This is a genomic window from Naasia sp. (genome assembly GCF_025465545.1).
Lineage (GTDB): Bacteria > Actinomycetota > Actinomycetes > Actinomycetales > Microbacteriaceae > Naasia.
In genome coordinates this window covers 1-22549 of record NZ_JAODMK010000013.1, presented here as the reverse complement: position 1 = coordinate 22549, position 22549 = coordinate 1, and the positions used below count along the sequence as shown (strand labels likewise).

Annotated in this window: 22 protein-coding genes and 1 pseudogene; 5 read left to right on the top strand and 18 right to left on the bottom strand. The window is 70.9% G+C overall.

The window, feature by feature from the left end; translation table 11 throughout:
* On the top strand, positions 1-936 hold the full coding sequence (locus JWR33_RS03860) for an amino acid ABC transporter permease (protein WP_297409625.1): 936 nt from the start codon (positions 1-3) through the stop codon (positions 934-936).
* Positions 929-1702, top strand: coding sequence for an amino acid ABC transporter ATP-binding protein (locus tag JWR33_RS03855; protein ID WP_297409624.1), 774 nt, complete (start codon positions 929-931; stop codon positions 1700-1702). The genes JWR33_RS03860 and JWR33_RS03855 overlap by 8 nt, the downstream gene beginning before the upstream one ends.
* Before the next feature lie 11 nt (positions 1703-1713).
* Here JWR33_RS03855 and JWR33_RS03850 read toward each other — a convergent pair whose 3' ends face one another.
* Genes JWR33_RS03850 through dusB form a run of 3 tightly spaced genes read right to left on the bottom strand, consistent with a single transcriptional unit; the run spans position 1714 to position 4917 of the window.
* Positions 1714-2529 (bottom strand): oxygenase MpaB family protein, encoded by an 816-nt coding sequence (locus tag JWR33_RS03850; protein WP_297409623.1) that lies wholly within the window; start codon positions 2527-2529, stop codon positions 1714-1716.
* The gene (locus JWR33_RS03845) at positions 2505-3773 is read right to left on the bottom strand and encodes a deoxyguanosinetriphosphate triphosphohydrolase (protein ID WP_297409622.1); all 1269 of its coding nucleotides are present in this window, start codon (positions 3771-3773) and stop codon (positions 2505-2507) included. Before JWR33_RS03845 ends, JWR33_RS03850 begins: the two co-directional genes overlap by 25 nt.
* A complete protein-coding gene (dusB, locus tag JWR33_RS03840; RefSeq protein WP_297409621.1) occupies positions 3763-4917 on the bottom strand; it encodes a tRNA dihydrouridine synthase DusB in 1155 nt (384 codons plus the stop codon). The genes JWR33_RS03845 and dusB overlap by 11 nt, the downstream gene beginning before the upstream one ends.
* A gap of 164 nt (positions 4918-5081) precedes the next feature.
* On the opposite strand from dusB, the gene JWR33_RS03835 reads away from it, so the two are divergent.
* Positions 5082-5540 carry a YbaK/EbsC family protein gene (locus JWR33_RS03835; RefSeq protein ID WP_297409620.1) on the top strand — a complete coding sequence of 153 codons (459 nt, stop codon included), beginning with the start codon at positions 5082-5084 and terminating at the stop codon, positions 5538-5540.
* A 119-nt stretch (positions 5541-5659) separates the two neighbouring features.
* On the opposite strand, the gene JWR33_RS03830 is transcribed toward JWR33_RS03835, so the two are convergent.
* The 6 genes from JWR33_RS03830 to recO all read right to left on the bottom strand — a co-directional run bounded on the left by JWR33_RS03830 (position 5660) and on the right by recO (position 10163).
* Positions 5660-5806 (bottom strand): hypothetical protein, encoded by a 147-nt coding sequence (locus tag JWR33_RS03830; RefSeq protein WP_297409619.1) that lies wholly within the window; start codon positions 5804-5806, stop codon positions 5660-5662.
* Positions 5803-6453 (bottom strand): DsbA family oxidoreductase, encoded by a 651-nt coding sequence (locus JWR33_RS03825; RefSeq protein WP_297409617.1) that lies wholly within the window; start codon positions 6451-6453, stop codon positions 5803-5805. Before JWR33_RS03825 ends, JWR33_RS03830 begins: the two co-directional genes overlap by 4 nt.
* 216 nt (positions 6454-6669) lie before the next feature.
* Positions 6670-8052 carry a glycine--tRNA ligase gene (locus JWR33_RS03820; RefSeq protein WP_297409615.1) on the bottom strand — a complete coding sequence of 461 codons (1383 nt, stop codon included), beginning with the start codon at positions 8050-8052 and terminating at the stop codon, positions 6670-6672.
* Between the two features lie 55 nt (positions 8053-8107).
* Positions 8108-8359: a hypothetical protein gene (locus JWR33_RS03815; RefSeq protein ID WP_297409613.1), complete on the bottom strand. Its 252-nt coding sequence runs from the start codon at positions 8357-8359 to the stop codon at positions 8108-8110.
* A 242-nt stretch (positions 8360-8601) separates the two neighbouring features.
* On the bottom strand, positions 8602-9405 hold the full coding sequence (locus tag JWR33_RS03810) for an isoprenyl transferase (protein WP_297409652.1): 804 nt from the start codon (positions 9403-9405) through the stop codon (positions 8602-8604).
* Positions 9402-10163, bottom strand: a complete 762-nt coding sequence (gene recO / locus JWR33_RS03805) for a DNA repair protein RecO (RefSeq protein ID WP_297409611.1) — start codon at positions 10161-10163, stop codon at positions 9402-9404. Before recO ends, JWR33_RS03810 begins: the two co-directional genes overlap by 4 nt.
* A gap of 85 nt (positions 10164-10248) precedes the next feature.
* Here recO and JWR33_RS03800 point away from each other — a divergent pair, with 85 nt between their 5' ends.
* Positions 10249-10890, top strand: a complete 642-nt coding sequence (locus tag JWR33_RS03800; RefSeq protein WP_297409609.1) for a hypothetical protein — start codon at positions 10249-10251, stop codon at positions 10888-10890.
* A gap of 4 nt (positions 10891-10894) precedes the next feature.
* Here JWR33_RS03800 and JWR33_RS03795 read toward each other — a convergent pair whose 3' ends face one another.
* Entirely contained in the window at positions 10895-11275 is a 381-nt protein-coding gene (locus JWR33_RS03795) for a nuclear transport factor 2 family protein (RefSeq protein WP_297409608.1), read from the bottom strand.
* A gap of 124 nt (positions 11276-11399) precedes the next feature.
* On the opposite strand from JWR33_RS03795, the gene JWR33_RS03790 reads away from it, so the two are divergent.
* Complete coding sequence (locus JWR33_RS03790; protein WP_297409606.1) at positions 11400-12044, top strand: TRIC cation channel family protein; 645 nt, start codon at positions 11400-11402, stop codon at positions 12042-12044.
* 86 nt (positions 12045-12130) lie between these two features.
* Here JWR33_RS03790 and leuA read toward each other — a convergent pair whose 3' ends face one another.
* The 8 genes and pseudogenes from leuA to JWR33_RS03750 form a co-directional block, all read right to left on the bottom strand.
* Positions 12131-13894: a 2-isopropylmalate synthase gene (leuA, locus tag JWR33_RS03785; protein WP_297409604.1), complete on the bottom strand. Its 1764-nt coding sequence runs from the start codon at positions 13892-13894 to the stop codon at positions 12131-12133.
* Between the two features lie 573 nt (positions 13895-14467).
* Entirely contained in the window at positions 14468-16966 is a 2499-nt protein-coding gene (locus tag JWR33_RS03780) for a DUF2156 domain-containing protein (RefSeq protein ID WP_297409602.1), read from the bottom strand.
* Positions 16963-18261, bottom strand: a complete 1299-nt coding sequence (locus JWR33_RS03775) for an alpha/beta hydrolase-fold protein (RefSeq protein ID WP_297409600.1) — start codon at positions 18259-18261, stop codon at positions 16963-16965. Before JWR33_RS03775 ends, JWR33_RS03780 begins: the two co-directional genes overlap by 4 nt.
* A 98-nt stretch (positions 18262-18359) precedes the next feature.
* Positions 18360-18982, bottom strand: a pseudogene (locus JWR33_RS03770) (response regulator transcription factor).
* Between the two features lie 78 nt (positions 18983-19060).
* Positions 19061-19951, bottom strand: coding sequence for a GTPase Era (gene era, locus JWR33_RS03765; protein WP_297409597.1), 891 nt, complete (start codon positions 19949-19951; stop codon positions 19061-19063).
* Positions 19948-21381 (bottom strand): hemolysin family protein, encoded by a 1434-nt coding sequence (locus JWR33_RS03760; protein WP_297409596.1) that lies wholly within the window; start codon positions 21379-21381, stop codon positions 19948-19950. Before JWR33_RS03760 ends, era begins: the two co-directional genes overlap by 4 nt.
* Positions 21378-21854: an rRNA maturation RNase YbeY gene (gene ybeY, locus JWR33_RS03755; protein ID WP_297409595.1), complete on the bottom strand. Its 477-nt coding sequence runs from the start codon at positions 21852-21854 to the stop codon at positions 21378-21380. Before ybeY ends, JWR33_RS03760 begins: the two co-directional genes overlap by 4 nt.
* Positions 21851-22549, bottom strand: a 699-nt coding sequence (locus JWR33_RS03750) for a PhoH family protein (protein ID WP_297409593.1), incomplete at its 5' end; no start/stop codon positions are given. The genes ybeY and JWR33_RS03750, both read right to left, overlap by 4 nt.

Below are 22549 nucleotides of genomic sequence, written 5' to 3'. Positions count from 1 at the left end.
ATGACCGACACCCAGCGCCAGGCGACGACGGAGAGCGACGACGTTCTCGCGGTCCCTCTGCGTCACCCCTGGCGCTGGGCCTCGGCCCTCGTCCTCGGCCTCCTCTTCGCCTGGCTGGCCGTCGAGCTCTGGAACAACCAGAACATCGATCACGCCACGATCGGCAACTACCTCTTCAACTCCCGCATCCTGAGCGGCGCGGTGATGACGGTGTTCCTGACCTTCGCCGCCATGGCCGTGTCGACGGTCCTCGGAGTGCTGGTGGCGGGGATGAAGCTGAGCGCCAACCCTGTCCTGTCCTTCCTGGCCTGGTTCTACGTGTGGGTCTTCCGCGGCAGTCCCCTGCTGGTGCAGATCGTGTTCTGGGGCTACCTCGGGCTGCTCTTCAGCGAGATCGTCTTCGGCGTTCCGATGACCGACATCGTGTTCCTCCGGGCGAATACGAACGCCCTGATACCGCCTCTGGTCGCCGGTCTGATCGCGCTCACCCTGAATCAGACCGCCTACTCGGCGGAGATCATCCGCGCCGGCCTCCTCTCGGTGGATTCGGGCCAGCGGGAGGCCGCGTACTCGCTGGGGATGAGCCCGCTGAGGACGTTCTCCAAGATCGTGCTCCCCCAGGCGATGCGGGTCATCATCCCGCCCATGGGCAATGAGACGATCTCGATGCTGAAGGACACGTCGCTGCTCTCGGTCATCGCCGTGCTCGAGCTCTACACGGCGGCGACCCGGATCGCCTCGCAGAACCTGCGCCAGGTGGAGCTGCTGCTCGTCATCACCATCTGGTACGTCGTCATGACGACGGCCCTGTCGATCCCCCAGCACTACCTCGAGAAGCGATTCGGTCGCGGCACAGGCGCGCAGGACGGAATCCTGGACCGCACCCTCTCGCGCGCCTGGTCCGCACTCCGCAGAAGGAGCGACGCACGTGGCTGACGACGACGATGCGCTGATCCGGGTGCGCGCGGTGCGGAAGCGCTTCGGCAGCAGGGAGGTGCTCAAGGGCATCGACCTGACCGTGAGACGCGGAGAGGTGGCGGTTCTGCTCGGGCCATCCGGTTCGGGAAAGTCGACGCTGCTGCGCTGCATCAACCACCTGGAGACCGTGGACGGCGGCCGCATCGAGGTCGGCGGCCACCTCGTCGGCTACTCGCCCAAGAAGGGCAAGCTCTACGAGATGACGCCGCGCCAGGTGGCGGACCAGCGGCGCACCATCGGCATGGTCTTCCAGCGGTTCAACCTGTTCCCGCACATGACCGCCCTCGACAACATCACCGCGGCTCCGCTGGCGGTGCTCCGCCAGCCCAAGCGCGACGCAAGGGCCCGTGCCATGCAGCTTCTGGACCGGGTGGGCCTCGCCGACTGGGCCGGGCACTATCCCGCACAGCTGTCCGGCGGGCAGCAGCAGCGGGTCGCGATCGCTCGCGCTCTGGCCATGGACCCCGAGGTGATGCTGTTCGACGAGCCCACCTCCGCGCTCGACCCGGAGCTCGTGGGCGAGGTGCTCGCCGTGATGCGGGAGCTGGCCCGCTCGGGGATGACCATGGTCGTGGTGACGCACGAGATGAACTTCGCCGCCGAGGTTGCGGACCAGATCACCTTCATGGACGACGGCGCAGTGGTCGAGAGGGGCACCCCGGACGAGGTGCTCACCCGCCCACGGAATGCCCGGACCAGGGAGTTCCTGCAGCGCGTGCTGTAGCGACCCGCGGCTCAGCCCGCAGGTGAGGTCTCGGCCCGGAAGTGCCGCAGTACTCGTCGCCCGGGCAGGTGCCGGATCCGGCGGGGCAGCACCCGGTAGCCGGCGAGGATGAGGCCGAGCAGTCGGTCGGCCCGCGCCTGGTGCTCGGCGCTCCATCGGACGCCGTAGCCGCGGCGCACCCCGTCGGGCAGGAGAGCGGCGGTCACCGGGCGTGCCAGGGGCAGAGCGGCCCTCAGCCACAGGGGTGCCCCCTCCGGGCGGAGCAGCGCATGCGCGAGCCGTCGCGCCGTCGGCCCGACGACGAGTGCGCCCACCGTGGCGGCCCAGTATTCGGCGAAGGCGGACCGGTCCTCCGGCCAGGCGGACGCCGGCATCCCGAGCGCGGTGCCGATCCGCCCACTCTGCGCATAGACCTCGTCGGCGGCAGCGGCGGGCAGCGGGCCGAAAACGCGCTCGTACATGAGCACTGTCGTCTCGTAGAGGGTGGCGGCCACCCAGAGCTGGAGGTCCGCATTCGCAGCGTCGTAGGGCGGCTCCCCGTCGACGGCGCGCACCCCCCGGTGTGCGCGGCCGACGTGGGCGGCCACCCGGGCGATCTCCTCCTCGGTGCCGAAGGCGAGCACGTAGAGGTAGGTGAGGGTGCCGGTGAGTCGGGGTACCGGGTCCTCGGCGAAGGAGCTGTGCTCGGCCACCCCCCGGGCGACCGCCGGGTGCGCCAGCTGCAGCAGGAGCGCCCGCGCGCCGCCGGCGAGCAGGATGCCCTCCCCCGCCACGTCGGCGAACGTGGTCGGCCGAGGCAGTGTCAGCCGACGAGCCGCTCGTGCCATGCCATCGCCGACTGGTCCGTGAGGCTCGCCACCTGGTCGACGACCGCACGGCGGCGCTCGGCGTCCGTGCCGGCCTCCCTGAAATCGGCGGCGAACGCCGGGTCGAGGGCCTCGGGCCGAGTGACGAGCACGTCGGCCAGTTCCTGCAGCACGGCGCGCTGCTGGCGGTACACCGGCGTGCGGGTGGTGCTGGTCATCACGAACGCGGCGACGATGCCTTTGAGCACGGCGATCTCGGCGCCGATCTCCGGCGGCACCACGACGTTCGCGGCGAAGCGGCTGAGGAGCGACTGCGGATAGGCGGCGCGGGTGGCGCGAGTCGCTGCGCCGGCGAATCGGCCGATGAGTTGGCTGGTGAGGTTCTTGAGGCGGCCCTGATCCCGGCGGGAGCCGTCCCAGGTCGCCAGCCAGAAGTCCAGCGAGTCGAGGCGGTCGAAGGCGCCGATCAGCTGCGCGTGGTCGTACTCGCCGCCGATCCAGGCATGCATCGCGGTCACCAGCTCGTCGTGGTGCTTGCGGTGCGCGAGGGCGCGAACGTCGATGTAGCCGCCGGTCACCGCGTCCTCGAAGTCGTGCACCGAGTAGGCGATGTCGTCGCTGAGATCCATCACCTGGGCCTCGATGCAGCGGATCCCCTCGGGGGCGCCTTCGCGCAGCCAGGCGAAGGCCGCCGCGTCGTCGGTGTAGTAGCCGAACTTGGCGCGCCCGCTCGGATCCTCGATGGACCGGGTTGCGGGCCACGGGTACTTGCAGCTCGCGTCGAGGCTCGCGCGGGTCAGGTTGACCCCGTACGGCCGGCCGTCAGGCCCGAAGACCTTCGGCTCGAGGCGGGTGAGGAGGCGCAGGGACTGCGCGTTGCCCTCGAAGCCGCCGATGTCGACGGCCCACTCCGAGAGTGCCCGCTCACCGTTGTGGCCGAACGGCGGGTGGCCGATGTCGTGGGCGAGGCACGCGGTGTCCACCACGTCGGGGTTGAGCCCGAGGCTCGCGGCGAGTTCCCGGCCGACCTGGGCCACCTCCAGGGAGTGCGTGAGGCGGTTGCGAGCGAAGTCGACGCCGGCCGTCGGGCTCAGCACCTGCGTCTTGGCGCCGAGCCGGCGCAGGGCGCTGGAGTGCACCAGGCGGGCACGGTCACGGGCGAAGTCGCTGCGGCGGCTGGAGTGCTGCTCGGGGAGCCACCGCTCCCGGTCCCGGTCGGTGTACCCGGGATCGCGGGCACCGACAGCCGGTGCGTCAGCCGCCACTGGAATCGAGCTCCGCCCCGGCGACCTCGGTGCGCTCGGCGGTGCCGAGGACGCGGCTTTCCAGCCAGCGCTCGGGCAGCACGGGGCGCTTGGGGCTGCCGGCGCGGCCGCGCTGGCCTTCCGCCGCCTCACCGGGATAGGGCGAGTCGGCATCGAGCGTGCCCAGGAGGTCGTCGATCTCCTGCAGGCTGTCGGAGGTGGCGAGGCTGGCGCGGGTGTCACCGCCGACGGGGTAGCCCTTGAAGTACCAGGCGACGTGCTTGCGGATGTCGCGGCAGCCGCGATCCTCGCTGCCGAAGAACTCGACGAGCAGCTCGGCGTGCCGACGGAAGGTGCGGGCCACCTCGCCGAGGGAGGGCATCGCGATGCGCTCCTCGCCGGCGAAGGCTGCGGCCAGGTCGCCGAAGAGCCAGGGGCGGCCGAGGCAGCCGCGACCGACCACGACGCCATCGCAGCCGGTCTCGCGCACCATGCGGACCGCGTCGGCACCGGACCAGATGTCGCCATTGCCGAGCACGGGGACGCTCGTGACGGTCTCCTTGAGCTTGGCGATCGCCGACCAGTCGGCGTGGCCGGAGTAGAACTCCGAGGCCGTGCGGGCGTGCAGAGCCATGCTCGCGACGCCGGCGCCCTCGGCGATCCTGCCCGCCTCCAGGTAGGTGAGGTGGTCGGCGTCGATGCCCTTGCGCATCTTGATCGTGAGCGGCACCGCGCCCGCCGAGCGGACCGCACCCTCGACGATGTCGCGGAAGAGATCGAGCTTCCAGGGCAGTGCGGCTCCCCCGCCCTTGCGGGTGACCTTGGGCACCGGGCAGCCGAAGTTCAGGTCGATGTGGTCGGCGCGGTCCTCGTCGACGAGGATCCGCACGGCCTCCGCCACGGTCGCGGGGTGCACACCGTAGAGCTGGATGGAGCGCGGGGTTTCCGACTCATGGTGGGTGATCAGCCGCATCGTCTCGGGCGTGCGCTCCACCAGCGCGCGGCTGGTGATCATCTCGCTGACGTAGAGACCGGCGCCGAACTCCCGGCAGAGCCGACGGAATGCGGTGTTGGTGATGCCCGCCATGGGCGCGAGCACGACCGGCGCATCGAGGCGCAGCGGTCCGATCGCCAGGGCGGTTGCCGGCGCGGTGAGGGTGGACATCGCATCGATTCTCCCAGACGCGCCCGACCCTCCGGGGCGGGCTTCCCTCGCGAGCACCGACTTGCCACGAAATCCCGCTTCCAGCCCGGATGGCGGCACCTCGTGGCGAGTGGATGCCGCGCGACACACCGGACCGCCAGGAGACCGGGTGCGAGGATCGAGGCATGACGCGGGAGCGGGTGGAGAAGGCGGCGCGTGAGCTCGGCCTCGCCGTCGAGGTCGTGACCCGGCCGGCGGCCGAGTCGCTCGAGCAGGCGGCGGAGCTGCTGGGCATCGCGCCGAGCGACATCGTCAAGTCGCTCGTGGTGAAGCGCAAGGACGGCACCTTCCTGTTCGCCCTCGTGCCAGGCGACCGGCAGATCGCCTGGTCCAAGCTGCGGGCCGTGGTCGGGGTGAACAAGCTGCAGCTGCCCGACGCCGCCCAGGCGTTCGAGGCCACCGGATACCAGCGGGGCACGATCACGCCGCTGGGCAGCACCACGGCCTGGCCCGTCTACGCCGACGAGCGGATCTCGGGCCGCCGCGTGGCGATGGGCGGCGGCGAGCACGGCCTCAGCCTCTTCGTGGATGCCGACGCCCTGGTCCGCGCCCTCGACGCGACACTCGCCGACATCAGCGACTGACCTGCACTCCACCGCGGCAACGCACCGAGCGCGCCCCGAAACACCCGGCGCGCCCCGAGACGCCGAGCGCTACCCGGGCACGGCGTGCGCTCGGTGCCTCGAGGCGCACTCGGTGTCGCTCAGTCGGCCCGAATCTCGCAGACATCGTCGATGCAGACCGCCGCGCCGGCGACGCCGAGCAGCGTCAGCGAGGGCGCGACGACGAGCGGAACCGTCGACTCCACGGACGCGGACGCGGACACGGACACGGACGCGGACGCGGTCACGACTCGACCCGCTCGGCGGCGACCTGCTCGAGCGCTCCGGCGAAGACCGCGGGGTCCTGGGCGCCGGAGATGCCGTACTTGCCCTCCAGCACGAAGAACGGGACGCCGTTGATCCCATAGGCCACGGCCTGCGCCTGGTCGGCACGAACGTCCGCCAGGAACCGGTCGGTCTCGAGCGCGGCCAGCACATCGGCCCGGTCGAAGCCGAGCTCCTCGGCCAGGTCGGCGAGGTCCTCGACGCGTCCGACGTGACGCCCCTCCACGAAGTAGGCGCGGAGCAGCCGCTCCTTCATCTCGACCTGCCGGCCGACCGCCTTCGCGTAGTGCACCAGCTGGTGCGCCTTCACGGTGTTGGTGTGCTGCAGCGCCTCGTAGTCGTAGTCGAGGTCGACTTGGGCGGCGACCCCGATCACGGAGTCGATCATCTGCTGGGCGCGTTCGCGGGGCAGGCCCTTGTGGCCGGCGAGATAGTCGGCGGCGCTGCCCTCGAAGTCGACGGGGGTGTCAGGAGACAGCTCGAAGCTGTGGTACTCCACCTCGACGTCGCCGCCGAAGCGGAGCACGCCCTCCTCGAACTTGCGCTTGCCGATGTAGCACCAGGGGCAGGCGATGTCCGACCAGATGTCGACCTTCACGGGAATGCTCATGATCAAGGCAACTTCTGCACCCCGCCGGTCATTCCCGGACGTCAGTAGTCGAGCGATCCCTCATCCAGTGCGCGACTGACCTGGTGGCCGGCAGCGGCCGGCTGGTCCGTGGCGGGCATGTCGTTCATCGCACCTCGTCTTCGTCGATGGGAATGGCGTCAGCGTAGCGAGGACGCGCGCGGCCACCGGGCGGCGCGCCGCGTCCGGCGCGGGGTCTCAGCAGCCGGTGAGGCGCTCGGCCAGGTAGCCGTGCAGGCGGTCGATGGAGACCCGCTCCTGGCTCATGGAGTCGCGCTCCCGCACGGTCGCCGCGTTGTCCTCGAGGGAGTCGAAGTCCACGGTGATGCAGAACGGGGTGCCGATCTCATCCTGCCGGCGGTACCGGCGGCCGATGGCGCCGGCGTCGTCGAACTCCACGTTCCAGTCGCGGCGCAGGTCAGCGGCGAGCGCCTTCGCGACCGGCGACAGCTGCTCGTTGCGGGACAGCGGCAGCACCGCGGCCTTGACCGGCGAAAGGCGCGGATCGAGGCGCAGGACGGTGCGCTTGTCCACGCCGCCCTTGGTGTTGGGCGCCTCGTCCTCGGAGAACGCGTCGACCAGGAACGCCATCAGGCTGCGCGTCAGCCCGGCGGCCGGCTCGATCACATACGGGACCCAGCGCTCGTTCTTCGTCTGATCGAAATAGCTGAGGTCGGTGCCCGAATGCTTGGAGTGGGTGGTCAGGTCGTAGTCGGTCCGGTTCGCGATGCCCTCGAGCTCGCCGAACTCGCCGCCCTGGAAGCCGAATCGGTACTCGATGTCCACGGTCCGCTTGGAGTAGTGCGACAGCTTCTCCTTGGCGTGCTCGTAGAGCCGCAGGTTGTCGGGGTTGATGCCGAGGTCGACGTACCAGCGGAGTCGCTCGTCGATCCAGAACTGGTGCCACTCCTCGTCCGTGCCCGGCTCGACGAAGAACTCCATCTCCATCTGCTCGAATTCGCGGGTGCGGAAGATGAAGTTGCCCGGCGTGATCTCGTTGCGGAAGCTCTTGCCGATCTGGCCGATGCCGAACGGCGGCTTCATCCGCGCCGAGTTGAGCACGTTGGCGAAGTTGACGAAGATGCCCTGCGCGGTCTCCGGGCGCAGGTAGTGCATGCCCTGGTCGTCGTCGACGGGACCCAGGAACGTCTTGAGGAGCCCGGAGAAGGGCCTGGGCTCGGTCCAGGCGCCCGGCTGGCCGGTCTCCGGGTCGCGGATGTCCGCGAGGCCGTTCTCGGGCGGGCGACCGTGCTTGGCCTCGTACGCCTCCAGCAGGTGGTCGGCACGGTATCGCTTGTGCGTGTGCAGGGACTCGACGAGCGGGTCGCTGAACACCTCGACGTGCCCGGACGCCTCCCACACCTGACGGGGCAGGATCACGCTGCTGTCGAGGCCCACCACGTCCTCGCGGCCCCGCACCACCGAGCGCCACCACTGGCGCTTGATGTTCTCCTTGAGCTCGACTCCGAGGGGGCCGTAGTCCCAGGAGGAGCGCGTTCCGCCGTAGATCTCTCCCGCCTGGAAGACGAACCCGCGCCGCTTGGCGAGCGCGATGACGGAATCGAGACGAGAGGCTGCCACGTGAGAACTCCAGGATCTGGCCGGACTGGGTGCCCGGCCGGGTGCGGCCCCGAGTCTATCCGGGGCCGAGAGCTAGCCTGACGGCATGCTGCGCGCCGGGGACCCGCTCCCCGTCCGGCCGCAGCGGATCCTGATCGCCGGGTGACGGGGTGAGCAAGACCGCTCTCGCGGGGACGAGCACCTCCGCGCCGGCGGGAACGACTGCCTCGATCAGGCTGGTCTGCACCGACGCCTGGGAGCCGATGGCGGCGGCGCCGGCCGGCACGCCGACGAGGCGGGCGTAGGCGGCCCGGGTCCGCTCGATCACCGGGTCGTAGCCCTGGGGGTCGCGGTCCGCGGCCCACCACGCGGCCAGGTCTGCGGTGCGCGCGGCGACCGTCTGCCTCGTGGGAGGCCGGTCGACGCGACCGCGAGGTGGTCGCGGTGGTGGGTGAAGCTGTCGATGGCGGCGGCGAGAGAGGCGGACGGCATGCGCTCACCCTCCCGCTCACCCTCCCCGGGCGGTACCGCCGCGATCGGAGGGCGGACCGGGGATCCCGCGGCCCGGTCTCAGCCGGTCGGCGCGTCCGTCGCGCCCCCGAAGCGGCGGTCCCGGTCGGCGTACTGCTCGATGGCGTGCCACAGGTCGGTTCGCGTGAAGTCCGGCCAGAGGGTGTGCAGGAAGACGAGCTCGGCGTAGGCCGACTGCCACAGCAGGAAGTTGCTGGTGCGCTGCTCCCCGCTGCTGCGCACGAAGAGGTCGACGTCCGGCAGCTCAGGCACGTAGAGCCGGCGGGCGAGGAGCTTCTCGGTGACCGCGGACGGACGGAGGGTCCCGGCGGCGACATCCTCGGCGATTCCCCGCACCGCGTCCGCGATCTCGGTCCGGCCGCCGTAGTTGACGCACATGGTGAGGGTGAGCACGTCGTTGCCGGCGGTCAGGCGCTCGGCGAACTGCAGCTCGTTGATCACGGAGCCCCACAGCCGCGGTTTGCGCCCGGCCCAGCGGATGCGCACGCCCCACTCGTTGAGCTGATCCCGCCGCCGGTGCAGCACCTCGCGGTTGAAGCCCATCAGGAAGCGCACCTCGTCGGGTGAGCGCCGCCAGTTCTCGGTGGAGAACGCATACACGCTGAGGTGCGTCACCCCGATCTGGATGGCGCCCGCCACCACGTCGAGGAGCGCCGTCTCCCCCGCCTTGTGGCCCTCGACCCGCGGCAGCCCCCGGGCGTTCGCCCAGCGGCCATTGCCGTCCATCACGACGGCGACATGCCGGGGAACGGCGCCCGCGGGCAGGGCAGGCGGCTGCTGGCCGGTCCAGTCGACCGGTCGGTAGGGCACCGCGTCGCGGTGCGTGGTGGGCTTGGGCATCAGGCTCCGGCTCCGGCGTTGGCAGGTCGGTCGGTGGCGGTGCGGTCCACGTGCTGAAGGGATCGCAGGCCCCGCTCGAGGTGCCACTGCACGTAGGCGGCGACCACTCCGCTCGCCTGCGCCTGGGTGCGCTCGTCCGCCGCGTCTGCCGCCGCCCAGTCGCCGGAGAGGAGCGCGCCGAGCAGCTCGATGACCGAGCGCTGCAGGCGGGGCGACCCCGGCGGGGCGACCGCGTCGGCCACGACTCCGCCGAGCTGCACCACGAACACGGTGTGCGGCCCGGGGGCGCCGGTGACGGCGCAGTCGTCGAAGCTCGGCGCCCAGCCTGCGATGGAGAGGGCGCGGAGCAGGTAGGAGTCGAGGGTGGGCCCCGCGCCGTGCTCGCTCCTGGACAGCGAGCGGAGGGCGCCGACGAGCAGCAGGTACTGCTGCAGCGATCCCTCCCCCTCGGTCAGCTTGTCAGCCGTCTCCACCATCGCGTTCGCGGCAGTGTACGCGGCGTAGTCGGCGGCGATGATGGCCCCATAGGAGGCGAGGGATTCCGCTTGGGTGATCACGTCGAGGGTGCGCCCCTCGTGGAGCTGCACGTCGACGAGCATGAAGGGCTCCAGCCGGGCGCCGAACTTGGACGAGGTCTTCCGCACGCCCCGGGCCACCGCACGGATCTTGCCGTGCTGCCGGGACAGCATCGTGACGATGCGGTCCGCTTCACCCAGCTTGTGGGTGCGAAGCACGATGGCTTCGTCGCGGTAGACCGGCATCCGTCAAGTATCGCGCTAGGGTGCGGTATTCCCTCGCTCTGGGGGCCGTCCGAGGTGTCGGCCGGCGGGGGTTCGAGGAGTTGCAGTGTCGCAGCAGAAGACCCTTGTCCGAGCCGCCAACGTGGCGATCGCCTGCGCGATCGCGGCGGCATTGGCAGGATGCGCACCGGGAGCGAAGCCATCAGGCGTGGCAACGCCACTCGCCGCCCCCTCGTCGGCCGCCCCTTCCGCCTCACCGGAGACGGCGGCCGACAGCGCCTACACGGAGGTGTCGAATGACTCCGGCTCGATCACGGTTGAGCTGCCCACCCGCTGGTCGGAGCTCGACGGGGCGCCCTTCGAGGACTCCTACGGCGCGAAGTTCGACGCGCTCGCTGCGGCGGCCGACCTCGACGCGTTCTCCTCCGGCTGGTCGGAAGCCGGGGTGGATCTTCGTGCCTCGGCGACCGCCCACTCCTCGTACACGGTCGACAATCTGCTGAACAACGCCTCTCTTGAGGCCGAGAAGGTGTGCGTCCTGCAGCAGACCGACGATTACGCCGAGAACGGCCTCACCGGCAAGTACGCCTTCTACACGGAGTGCGGCGACGCGGGCTCGGAGTACGCCGTGATCGCCGCGACCGATGCCGGAGGATCGGTGCGGATCGTGCTCACCGGCGTGTTCCTCACGGAGGAGGACCGGGCGGACTGGTCGCACGCCCTCGCCACGCTGCAGCTGCAGCCCTGAGCGGTCAGGCCGCCATCGGGTAGGCCCGCGCCTCCTCGAGGCTGTCGAAGAGGTAGACGCCGCAGATCGACCCGTCGCGCAGGCCGAAGCTCGTGTAGAGCTTGGCGGGCGTTCCGTTCGCGTCGAAGTCCTCCCGGCCCGGCCAGGTGGCCTCCTGAGCCACGACGATGCCGCCCGGCACGTCGTAGGCCTCCTTGGGCATCAGCCGGATGCCGGCCGCCCCGACCCACGTCCGCATCTCGTCCCGGCCGTGAGCGGTGCCCTGGGGGCCGCGCATCACGACATCCTCCGTGCAGGCCGACGCAGCCGCGTCCGCATCGCCGGCGTTGACCGCGACGTGCCAGACCACGATGACCGAGTCGAGAGTCGATGTCATGAGTGCCATTGGTCCAGACTGCCCGACGCCGCGAACACACGCCAACCCCTTCCCGGGAATGTCGACTCTCGATACGGCGAGGAGCCGACTGGCGCGCGGGCCGCGGCCCGGCGGTATGCGGGAGAATTCGGGAGTGGCCACGCCCTTCATCATCCCGCTCTGGGCAGACCTCGCTGCCGTCGCCGTCGGCGGCGTGCAGGGTGCCGCCTTCGCAGCCGGCTTCCGGGACCGGCGCCTCGATCTCCTCGGCGTCGCCATCATCGGCGTCGCGTCCGGGCTCGGCGGCGGACTCCTGCGGGACCTCTTCATGTCCGAGACCCCGGTCGCGCTGCAGACCAACTGGTACCTGCCCACCGCCGTGGCGGCAGCACTGGTCGGCATGCTCCTGCAGCAGGTCTTCCGACGCCTGGACGGGCTCGTCACCGCACTGGACGCCCTGACCATCGGCCTATTCGGGGCCATCGGCACCTCGAAGGCGCTCGCTGCGGGACTGCCGGTCGTACCCGCCGTATTCGTCGGCGTGGTGTCGGCCGTGGGCGGCTCGGTGCTCCGCGACCTGCTGCTGAATCTGCCCATCGCACTCATGCACGTCGGCTCGCTCTACGCGGTGGCGGCGGGCGCGGGCACCGTCGTCCTCGCGGTGTTCCTGCGCTTCGGCATGCCCATCGAGGGCGCCGCCGCGGTCTGCGTGGTGGTCACCGTCCTGATCCGCCTGCTGGCGGTCCGCTTCGGCTGGAGCCTTCCCGAGCAGCGCCCGCTGCGCCGCCGCCGCGGCTGACCGCATCCCTTCCCGCCGCGCGACTGAGGTGCCCGTTCCGGCGCGAAGTGCCCCATGTAATGGGCACTTCGCGCCGGAACGGGCACTCAGACGAAGGCGAGGTCGACCTGGTCGCCCACCTCCGCGCGGATCGCGCGGTTGACGCTCGACACGATGGCCTTGAGCGAGGCGGTGGAGCTGTCGGCGTCGATGCCCACGCCCCACAGGCGGCGGCCGTTCACCTCGAGCTCCACGTAGGACGCGGCGAGCGCGTCGCCGCTCGCCGAGAGGGCGTGCTCGACGTAGTCGTAGAGCTGCACCTGCACGCCCTGGTCGGCGAGCACGTCGAGGAATGCGGCGATCGGGCCGTTGCCGGTGCCCTCGACGTCGAGCACGTCGTCGGAGACCCGGAGCTTGGCCTGCAGGGTGACCGAACCGGTCATGTCGCTGGCAGTGCGGGTGCTCTGCAGCTCGAACCGGCCCCACTTGTCGGCGTCCCGACGGGCGGGCAGGTACTCGTCCTGGAAGATCGCCCAGATCTCGTCGCTCGTCACCTCGCCGCCCTCCGCGTCGGTGCGGGCCTGCACGACGCCGGAGAACTCGATCTGCAGTCGTCGCGGCAGGTCCAGCGCGTGGTCCGCCTTGAGCAGGTAGGCCACGCCTCCCTTGCCCGACTGGGAGTTGACGCGGATGACGGCCTCGTAGCTGCGCCCGAGATCCTTGGGGTCGACCGGCAGGTACGGCACCGCCCACTCCAGCTCTTCGACGGCCTTGCCCTGCGCCTTCGCCTCGACGGCCATGGCCTCGAAGCCCTTCTTGATGGCGTCCTGGTGGCTGCCACTGAACGCCGTGTAGACGAGGTCGCCCGCCCACGGGCTGCGCTCGGGCACCCGAAGCTGGTTGCAGTGCTCCGCGGTGCGGCGGATGCCGTCCAGGTCCGAGAAGTCGATCTGCGGGTCGACCCCCTGGGTGAACAGGTTGATGCCGAGCGCCACCAGGTCGACGTTGCCGGTCCGCTCGCCGTTGCCGAACAGGCAGCCCTCGATCCGGTCGGCGCCGGCGAGGTAGCCGAGCTCCGCGGCCGCGATCGCCGTCCCGCGGTCGTTGTGCGGGTGCAGCGAGAGGATCACGTTCTCGCGGTGCGCCAGGTGGCGGCCCATCCACTCGATCGAGTCGGCGTAGACGTTGGGGGTCGCCATCTCCACGGTGGCCGGCAGGTTGATGATCACCTTGCGATCCGGCGTCGGCTCGAAGATCGCGAGCACCTGGTTGCAGACGTCGACGGCGAACTCGAGCTCCGTGCCGGTGTAGCTCTCCGGCGAGTACTCGTAGTAGATGTCGGTGCCCGGCACCGTGCTCTCCATCTGCCGGCAGAGCCGCGCGCCCTCCAGGGCGATGTCCACGATCCCCTGCTTGCCGCTGCGGAACACGACGTCCCTCTGCAGCACGCTGGTGGAGTTGTAGAGGTGCACGATGGCCTGCTTGGCACCGACGAGCGACTCGTAGGTGCGGCGGATGAGGTGCTCCCGCGCCTGGGTGAGCACCTGGATCGTGACGTCATCGGGGATGGCGCCCTCCTCGATGAGCTGGCGCACGAAGTCGAAGTCGGTCTGGCTCGCCGAGGGGAAGCCGACCTCGATCTCCTTGTAGCCCATGCGGACGAGGAGGTCGAACATGATGCGCTTGCGCTCAGGGCTCATCGGATCGATGAGCGCCTGGTTGCCGTCGCGGAGGTCCACGGCGCACCAGCGGGGAGCGACCGTGATGGTCCTGCTCGGCCATGTGCGGTCGGGCAGCTCCACCCGGAACTGCTCCGAGTACGGACGGTAGCGATGCACGGGCATCGACGAGGGCTTCTGGGTGTTCTTCACTGGTCTTCTTCTCCTGGCGGGGTGTTCCGGTCCTGTTCAGGCGCTCGTGAACTCCGCGACGGGGAAGGCCTGGGAACTAGGACCCGTCGCGGCGACTAAGAAGGAGGAGGCCGCCGAGAATCACCCACACAGGCTACCACGGGCCCAATCGCCCCGCACCGGCGACGCCGGTGGCATCGGCCGCATGGCGGCGTGATCATGTCGTGATCGACGCGAGCAGGATGTATCCGACCTGCCCCGGCGACACCACGTCCTACCTCTTCTGAGCATGCTCAGTGCGACCGACGACAAGCCGCTCACGGGCAGCTGCTTCGCCGGCTGGGGCTCACGGGGTCAGGATCGGCACGAACCGCTGCGGCACGAGGCAGGAGAAGAACACGAGCGACCCGACCCACAGCAGGGTGACCTTGATCCGCTCCCGCAGGCCGAGGCCGGCCCGGCTCAGCAGCTCGGCCTTCTTCTCGGCGACCGCCTCCGCAGGACCGGCGAGTCCGTACGGACGGCCCCGCCGGCTCCTGCTCCATCGCGAGCGCCTCGCGCATCCGCCCTTCTCAGCGTCCGGTCACGGGCCGCCTAGAGGGCGGGGACCTTCTCCCGTGAGGGCGTCGTGGGCTGCGGCGCGAAGAGCAGCGAGCGGATCAGCACGACGGCCTGGCGCACGCTCACCCTCGGCAGATAGGCCCTCGCGATGGCGATCCCGACGGCGGGCAGGAGCGCGGCGTCCGGGTAGGCCAGATAGAGCGGACGGAACTCGGGCCGGAACTTGCTCTTGAACGCCAGCAGCGACCGGAAGCCGTAGAGCGCGTCCAGCCGCCGCCCGAGGAAGCCGAGCACCTGCGCGGTGAGGTCGGCGTCGGAGGCGGCCTCGACGCCGGCGAGGGGCGCGGCCGAGAGGCTCACGAACTCGAGCTCGCGTTCTGCGGCGAGCTGCATCGTGCGAGCGATGAGCACCTCGACGACGCCGTTCATGCTGTCCCCGCGACGCCGCATGACGTCGAGCGTCCAGCCGACCAGCGCGCCGGAGCGGTAGGTGGGCAGCCAGCTCGTCACCGCCTCGATCCGCCCGGTGGGCGAGACGGCGAGCAGCAGGCCCACCTCGGGGTCCCGCAGCTCGTCGACGCCGCCGAGGGTGAAACCCATCTCGGGCAGGTTGCGTGCCGCCACCCACTCCTCGGAGATCACCTCGATCTGGGTCCGCGCGGCCAGGCTCAGCCGCTCCCAGGAAGTCCACTCCGTCGTCACTCCCAGCTTGGCCGCCCGGTTGAGCGACGTCCGCACGTCCTGGAACCGCTTCCCCCTCAGGCTGAAGCGCGCCGGGTCGAGGACCGCGTCCCCGCCGATCCCCGCGGTGGACCAGCCCGAGCGATCCAGGCGGCTCCGGAGCTCCTCCGGGATGCCGTAGAAGATCGGCGCCCAGCCCTGCAGGTCGCAGAAGCGCGCGAAGCCGAGCACCGCCTCCGCGTTGTGGCAGTCCGGGCCGATGGGTCCACCGGTCGTGATCGCCGCCCCGGCGACCCGACGGTAGGCGACTGCCGCCCGCCCGTCGCTCGTGAACCAGTACTCGTGGTTCTGCCAGGTGGCCATGTGCGAGAGGGACCCGATGCCCTCCTGGTGCAGCAGCGCGCGCACCCGGTCCAAGTCGCTGGCCTTGGCGCGTCCGCCGCCCTTCAGCACCGCGACGGCGCTTGCCGCGAGCAGCACGGCCCAGAAGAGCGGGCCGACGCCCGCGTAGAGCATCTCGGCGGCTGCGCCGGAGGGCAGGACGTCGGGGACGCGCAGGGAGAGGAAGCTCGTGGGCAGGTACCGCTCGGGAAGGTCGAGCGCCAGGTCGAGCAGGGTCACGGGCGGCTCGAACTGGTCCCGGAGCAGCCAGCCGCCCGCGAGGTAGAGCACCCCGGAGCCGACCGCGGCGGCCGCCACCGTGATCCCGTACCGGCGCGCCGACCGCCGGCTCGGCTTCACCGGGAAGTGCGTCAGCGAGGCCACGAGGATCCCCGCGATGACGAGGGGATGCACGATCGCCAGGGCGACGGGCAGGGTGGCCGCGGCGGCCTCTGCGCGGGGAAGCTCCGCTGCGTCGGGGAAGGCGGGCAGCAGCAGGAAGTACAGGGCCGACACGGCCGAGAAGAGCAGATTGAGCACGATGGCCAGCCAGGCGGCGATCCGCCTGCCCCTCAGCAGTCCGTAGGCGGCGACGCCGAGCACGAGCAGCGGGAGGATCGACAGCAGCACCGGCCCGAGCCCGTCGAAGCGGGTCCTGGACAGCTCCGTGAGGCAGGACGCGGTGACCGCCAGGCGATCCGGGCACGACGCGTCTGCCCCGCTCGCCGCACCGCTGCGGAAGAGCGGCCCGAGGGGCTGGAGCCCCCACGGGAGCCCGGCGACGGCAACGAGGGGTCCGGCGGCGATCACGATCAGGAGCGCGGACAGCAGGGTTCGCGCCTCGTGCTGCGAGCTGCGCACCCAGCGGAGCACCCGGCGCCTGGCCGGCACGATCACGGTGCCGAGCACGAGGCCGGCGAGCGCGCTGAGCAGGCGGACGAGGTCGAGGGTGGTCCCCGAGTAGAGGATCATCACGAGCAGCGCGGTGAAGCCGAGAATCCGGATCCGCCTGCGCCAGAGGGGGTTCGCGTAAGCACTCGCGGTGAGGACCACGCCGACGAGGGGTGCGAACGGGTCGAAGATCGGCAGCCCGTCGTCCCACTCCCCCAGGCCGAGCACGCCGCCGGCCTCGAGACCGATCGTGGCGAGCGCGCCGAGAGCAGGGGTCGCCACGAACGCGACTGCGGTGCGCCACCGTCCCATCAGACGCTCGCCGATCCCCACGCAGGCGACGAGCATCAGCAGCGCGAGCGCCAGCTCGGCCGGGGAGTCGGCGAACAGGCCGAAGGTGAGCAAGGACCAGAGGTTGTCGGCCTCCCGCAGCGGGGCGATCCCCATGCCCAGCAGGACGCGGAACTCGTCCTCGGCGAGCATCCGCAGCGGAGAGGTGGCGAGCGCCAGGCCGGCGAAGGTGAGCAGCAGGACGAGCGTGACCGGATGGCGCGCGAACTCCTGCCGTACTCGCCTCATCCTGGAATCCCCCATCGCTGCAGCAGCCGGGTGAACCCGCTCTGCAGCCCGTAGCGTGCCGTGTTCCAGTCATGCCCGGTCCCGGGGGAGACGTCGATTTCGACCCTCATGCCGGCGCTGGCGGCCCGGGCGGCCACCGCCCGCATTGATGCAGAGTACGCGCTGTCGGCCTCACCGGCCGCGAAGAGCGCCCAGCTGTCCGGATATGGGGCGTGCGCGGCGAGCAGGCCGGCGGGCGTCGCCGCGAGGTAGGCCGCCTCGTCGCCCCCGAACCCCTGGTCGATCGTCACCGTCCGGCCGCCCAGGGACGGCGCCTCCTCCCCCGACACGTCGATGACGGAGCCGAACAGCTCCGGATGCCCGGCACCCAGTTGGATGGCGCAGGTTCCCCCCTGGGAGAACCCGGCGATCGTCCAGCCCGTGCGGTCCGCGGTGACCCCGAGGTGTGCCCGGATCCAGGCGGGCACGTCGACGGTGAGATAGGTCTCGGACGCGCCGGCGGGACCGTCGACGCACATCGGATTGGCCGAGGGATCCGCCAGCTGGTCCGGCACCACCACGATGGGCGCCACCCCGCTGTGCGCGGCCGCGATCCGGTCGAGCAGCACATCGAGGCGTCCCGCTCGGAAGAGGTCGGCAGGCTCCCCCGGCTGACCCCCGAGCACCACGACCACCGGTAGGGCCGGAGGATCGGCGACGAGCGCGGCCGGCGGCAGGTACACGTACGCCTCGCGGGCGGGGAAGCCCGAGACCGGCGCCGGGATGGGCAGATGCCCCACCCGGCCCGTCGCGGGAATCTGCGCGGGCGGCTGCCAGTCCGCAAGGGCGGGCAACTGGGCCGCACGGGGCGGCAGGCGCGCCGCATCGGTGTAGGAGAGCCCGATGGCGTCACCGAAGGTGGGGAACTTGCCGAAGTCGAGGTTGAAGACGAGTCCGAGGCAGAACAGGGTGAGGGCGGCCGTCGCGACGGCCACCATCTTCCGCCACCAGCGGGTGCGGACCAGGTTGACGAGCGCCATCCCCCACGCGGCAAAGGCCACCGTGTCCGCCCAGCGCACGACCCAGGTGAGGGACAGTCCGAACACGTTCAGCACGTCGGAGAGGAGCCAGGTCAGGATCGCCCCGACCGCACCGCCGACGACGGCTCCGACGGCGACCGTGGCGAGGTGCCGCTGAGAGGGGCGGCGGACGCCGGGGCCGGGAGTCGCGAGCAGCACGAGGAGAGCGGCCAGCACGAGGAAGCAGGCCAGGAAGACGGGCCCATCCAGCACGCTGATCGACCCGATTGCCTGCACGCCCTCGCCTCCTTCCGGCTCAGGCTAGGGGGCGGGCCGGGGCAGCGCCGCGCTCCACTCCGCCCGGACCGATATCCGCAGCGGGCTCGGGGCGCCGGTCAGCCGAGCAGCCGGCGCTCGGGGGCGACGACCACGAGCTGCACTCGATCCCGGAGGGACAGCTTGGAGAGGATCCGCGAGATGCGCGTCTTGACCGTCGCCTCCTCACGTACTGCGCGGCGGCGATCTGGGCGTTGCTGAGCCCCCGGGCGGCCAGGAGGAGGATCTCCCGCTCGAGGTCGCTCAGGGCGGCGAGATGGGTGTCAGTTGCGCCGACCGGAGCCCGGTCGGCGACGTGCTCGAACGGCTCTGGGTGGCGCTCGGCGCGATGACGGCGGTTCCGGCGTGCACGGTGCGGATCGCGGCGAGCAGGAACTCCGGCTCGGCATCCTTCAGCACGAACCCGCTGGCATGGCGCGGATGGCGCGGGCAGCGCCTTCGTCGAGATCGAAGGTCGTGAGCACGAGGACCGGCGGCGGCGTGCGATCTCCCGCGTCCGCCTCGGCCATGATCCGCTCCGTCGCCGCGATGCCGTCCACCCCCGGCATCCGGATGTCCATCAGCACCACGTCCGGCGATGTCTCCGCAGCACACGGGTCGCCCTCGACCTCGAGGTCGTCCTGAGAATCGACGAGCCTGCGCAGGCCGAGCGGAAGAGCGGCTGGTCATCCACGACCACCACTGGTCACCACGGGGGCGCCGCCGAGGCGAGGCCCGTCGCGTCACCCCAGAGGTCGCACCACGCGAGAACCCGGGACGGCTAGAACCCCAGCCGGCCCAGCTGCTTCGGATCCCGCTGCCACTCCTTGGCCACCTTCACGCGCAGCGAGAGGAACACGGGCTTGCCCACGAGGGGCTCGATGGCGGCACGTGCCCGGACGCCCACGTCTCTCAGGCGGGAGCCGCCCTTGCCGATGATGATGCCCTTCTGGCTGTCGCGCTCGACGAAGAGGTTGGCGTAGATCTCGAGGAGGTCCTTGTCCTCGCGCTCGATCATGTCGTCGATGGTGACCGCGATGGAGTGGGGAAGCTCGTCGCTGACGCCCTCGAGGGCTGCTTCACGCACGAGTTCGGCCACCCGCTCGGTGAGGGTCTCGTCGGTGACGGCGTCCTCGCCGTACAGCGGCGGCGACTCGGGCATCAGCGCAAGGAGCTCCTGCACGAGGACATCAAGCTGAGTGCCGTTGACCGCGGAGACCGGGACGAGGCTCTCCCACTCCCGCAGCTGGGAGACCACGAGGAGCTGGTCGGCCACCCGGTCGCGCGGGACGGTGTCGACCTTGGTGATGATCGCGACCTTCTTGGCGTTCGGGTAATCGTCGAGCTGCTCGTTGATGAACCGGTCGCCGGGCCCGATGTCGTCCCCGGCGGGGAAGCACATGGCCACGATGTCGACATCCGACAGCGTGGAGGAGACCAGATCGTTGAGCCGCTGGCCGAGGAGGGTGCGGGGGCGGTGGATGCCGGGGGTGTCGACCACGATCAGCTGGCCGCCGGGCGCGTGCACGACGCCGCGGATGGCGCGCCGGGTGGTCTGCGGCTTCGAGGAGGTGATGGCGACCTTCTCGCCGACGAGCGCGTTGGTCAGGGTGGACTTGCCCACGTTGGGGCGTCCCACGAAGGAGACGAAGCCGGCTCGGAAGGCGCTCATCGGGTGACCTCGGGCTGGGGCCGGCGCTCGGCGCGGCGCTCTTCCGCCCGCTCCTCGCGGCGCTCTTGAGCCTCGCGCCGCTCGGTGCGCCGATCGTCGGCCCGACGGCTCTCCGCCTCCCGCTCTTCAGCCCGGCGGGTGTCCTCCCGACGATCGTCGTCATCGCTCGTCGGAGCCTCGGGGTCGCGTTCGACCCGCACGGTGCGAAGCCGTCGCCGGCGGCCGTCGGTGCGCTCGGCGGTGAGGAGCAGCCCGTCGACGCGGGCGACGGATCCCTTCACCGGCAGGCGGCCGAGCGCCTTGGTGAGCAGTCCGCCGACCGAGTCGACGTCGTCGTCGTCGAGCTCGAGCTGGAAGAGGTCGCCGAGCTCGTCGATGGGGAGTCGCGCGCTCACCCGGTAGATCCCGCCGCCGAGGTCTTCGACCTCCCCGTCGGCCTTGTCGTACTCGTCGGCGATGTCGCCCACGAGCTCCTCGATGATGTCTTCGAGGGTCACGAGGCCCGCGATCCCGCCGTACTCGTCGACGACCATCGCGATGTGGTTCGACTCGAGCTGCATCTGCCGCAGCATGTCGTCCGCCTTCTTGGATTCGGGCACGAACAGCGCCGGCCGGATCAGTCCGGCGACCGGACGGCTCTCGACGTCGGCGGTGCCTTCGTGCATCAGTCGCGCCAGGTCGCGCAGGTGGAGGATTCCGGCGATCTCATCGGGGTCGTTCTCCTCGGTGACCGGCAGGCGCGAGTAGCCGCGGCTGAGGAACAGGTTCATGGCGGTGCCGACCGTCGCGGTGCGGTCGATGGTCGCCATGTCGGTGCGCGGCACCATCACCTCCCGCACCACGGTGTCGCCGAATTCGAAGATCGAGTGGATGAGCTCCCGGTCGTCCTCCTCGAGCACGTCCAGCTCGGTCGCCTCGTCGACCATGCTCAGCAGCTGCTCCTCCGAGGTGAAGGTCGCGGATCGCGGCCGGCCGGGCGTCACCCAGTTGCCGAGCAGCACGAGGGCATCGGCGATGGGGCCGAGCAGCACCCGCACCCCGCGCACGACCGGCGCGCCGAAGCGGAGCACGACCCGGGCGTGCGCGCGTCCGACGCTGCGAGGGCTCGACCCGACGAGCACGAACGACACCGCCGTCATGACGAGGGCGGCGAGGAGCAGGGCGAGCCAGAGCTCGTCGATCGCGTTGGCGAGCGCGAAGGTCACGAGCACCGCCGCGGTCGTCTCCGACGTGACGCGGAGGAAGCTGATGGCGTTCACGTGCGCGCCGCTCTCCCCTGCGATCGCGAGCAGTGAGCGCTTGGCCCGCCCGACCAGGGCGAGGTCCTGGATGTCGGCCCGGGAGAGCGCGCCGATCGCCGAATCGGCCGCGGCGAGCAGTCCGGCGAACGCGACGAGGAGGAGTGCGACGAGCAGCAGCCAGAGACTCATCGTCGTCGAGTGCCGCGCTTCTTCTCGTCCGCCACGAAGCTCGCGAGGATGTCGCGCTGCAGCGCGAACATCTCCTGCTCCTCCTCCGCCTCGGCGTGGTCGAAGCCGAGGAGGTGCAGGAGGCCGTGCACGGTGAGCAGCTGGATCTCGTCCAGCAGACTGTGCCCGGCCTGCTCCGCCTGGCCCTGGGCGACCTGGGGGCAGACGACGATGTCGCCGAGCAGCCCGGCGGGCGTCTCATGCTCCTCGGTGCCCGGGCGCAGCTCGTCCATCGGGAAGCTGAGCACGTCGGTGGGACCCGGCTCGTCCATCCACTGCACGTGCAGCTGCTCCATCGCGGCCTCGTCGACGAAGACGACGGCCACCTCGGCGTCGGGATGCACGTGCAGCGAGTCGAGGGCGAAGGTGACGAGACGCTGGATGGCGGCTTCGTCGACGTCGATGCCGGACTCGTTGTTCAGCTCGACGCTCACGGGGTTCGCCTTCCTCCGCCGTGGCCGTCCTGGGCACGGCGATCGGCACGGTTCGCCGGCGGGCGGAAGTCGGCGGGAGGCCGACCGTGGCCGTGCTCGTGCTCGTGCCCCCGGTCGGGCCGGCGCTCGAACTGGGCGGCCTGCCGCTCCGCGTCGAACCTGGTGTAGGCGTCCACGATGCGGCCCACCAGGGTGTGCCGCACCACGTCGGCGCTGGTGAGGCGGGCGAAGTGGATGTCCTCGATGTCCCCCAGCACCCGCGTGACGAGCTGGAGGCCGCTCGCGCCGGCCGGCAGGTCGATCTGCGTCACGTCGCCGGTGACGACCATCTTCGAGCCGAAGCCGAGTCGGGTGAGGAACATCTTCATCTGCTCGGGGGTGGTGTTCTGCGCCTCATCGAGCACGACGAAGGAGTCGTTGAGGGTGCGGCCGCGCATGTAGGCGAGTGGGGCGACCTCGATGGTCGAGGTGGCGAGGAGCTTCGGCACGATCTCGGGATCCATCATCTCGTTGAGCGCGTCGTAGAGCGGCCGGAGGTACGGGTCGATCTTCTCGGTGAGGGTGCCCGGCAGGTAGCCGAGCCGCTCTCCGGCCTCCACCGCGGGACGGGTGAGGATGATCCGGCTCACCTCCTTGCGCTGCAGCGCCTGCACCGCCTTCGCCATGGCGAGGTAGGTCTTGCCGGTGCCGGCGGG

What these genes read in the sequence shown, in the direction of transcription:
- JWR33_RS03860 (WP_297409625.1), top strand. Translation starts at nt 1, where the DNA reads ATGACCGACACCCAGCGCCAGGCGACGACGGAGAGCGACGACGTTCTC.
- JWR33_RS03850 (WP_297409623.1), bottom strand. Translation starts at nt 2,529, where the DNA reads ATGGCACGAGCGGCTCGTCGGCTGACACTGCCTCGGCCGACCACGTTC.
- dusB (WP_297409621.1), bottom strand. Translation starts at nt 4,917, where the DNA reads ATGTCCACCCTCACCGCGCCGGCAACCGCCCTGGCGATCGGACCGCTG.
- JWR33_RS03835 (WP_297409620.1), top strand. Translation starts at nt 5,082, where the DNA reads ATGACGCGGGAGCGGGTGGAGAAGGCGGCGCGTGAGCTCGGCCTCGCC.
- JWR33_RS03825 (WP_297409617.1), bottom strand. Translation starts at nt 6,453, where the DNA reads ATGAGCATTCCCGTGAAGGTCGACATCTGGTCGGACATCGCCTGCCCC.
- recO (WP_297409611.1), bottom strand. Translation starts at nt 10,163, where the DNA reads ATGCCGGTCTACCGCGACGAAGCCATCGTGCTTCGCACCCACAAGCTG.
- JWR33_RS03795 (WP_297409608.1), bottom strand. Translation starts at nt 11,275, where the DNA reads ATGGCACTCATGACATCGACTCTCGACTCGGTCATCGTGGTCTGGCAC.
- JWR33_RS03780 (WP_297409602.1), bottom strand. Translation starts at nt 16,966, where the DNA reads ATGAGGCGAGTACGGCAGGAGTTCGCGCGCCATCCGGTCACGCTCGTC.
- era (WP_297409597.1), bottom strand. Translation starts at nt 19,951, where the DNA reads ATGAGCGCCTTCCGAGCCGGCTTCGTCTCCTTCGTGGGACGCCCCAAC.
- JWR33_RS03760 (WP_297409596.1), bottom strand. Translation starts at nt 21,381, where the DNA reads ATGAGTCTCTGGCTGCTGCTCGTCGCACTCCTCCTCGTCGCGTTCGCC.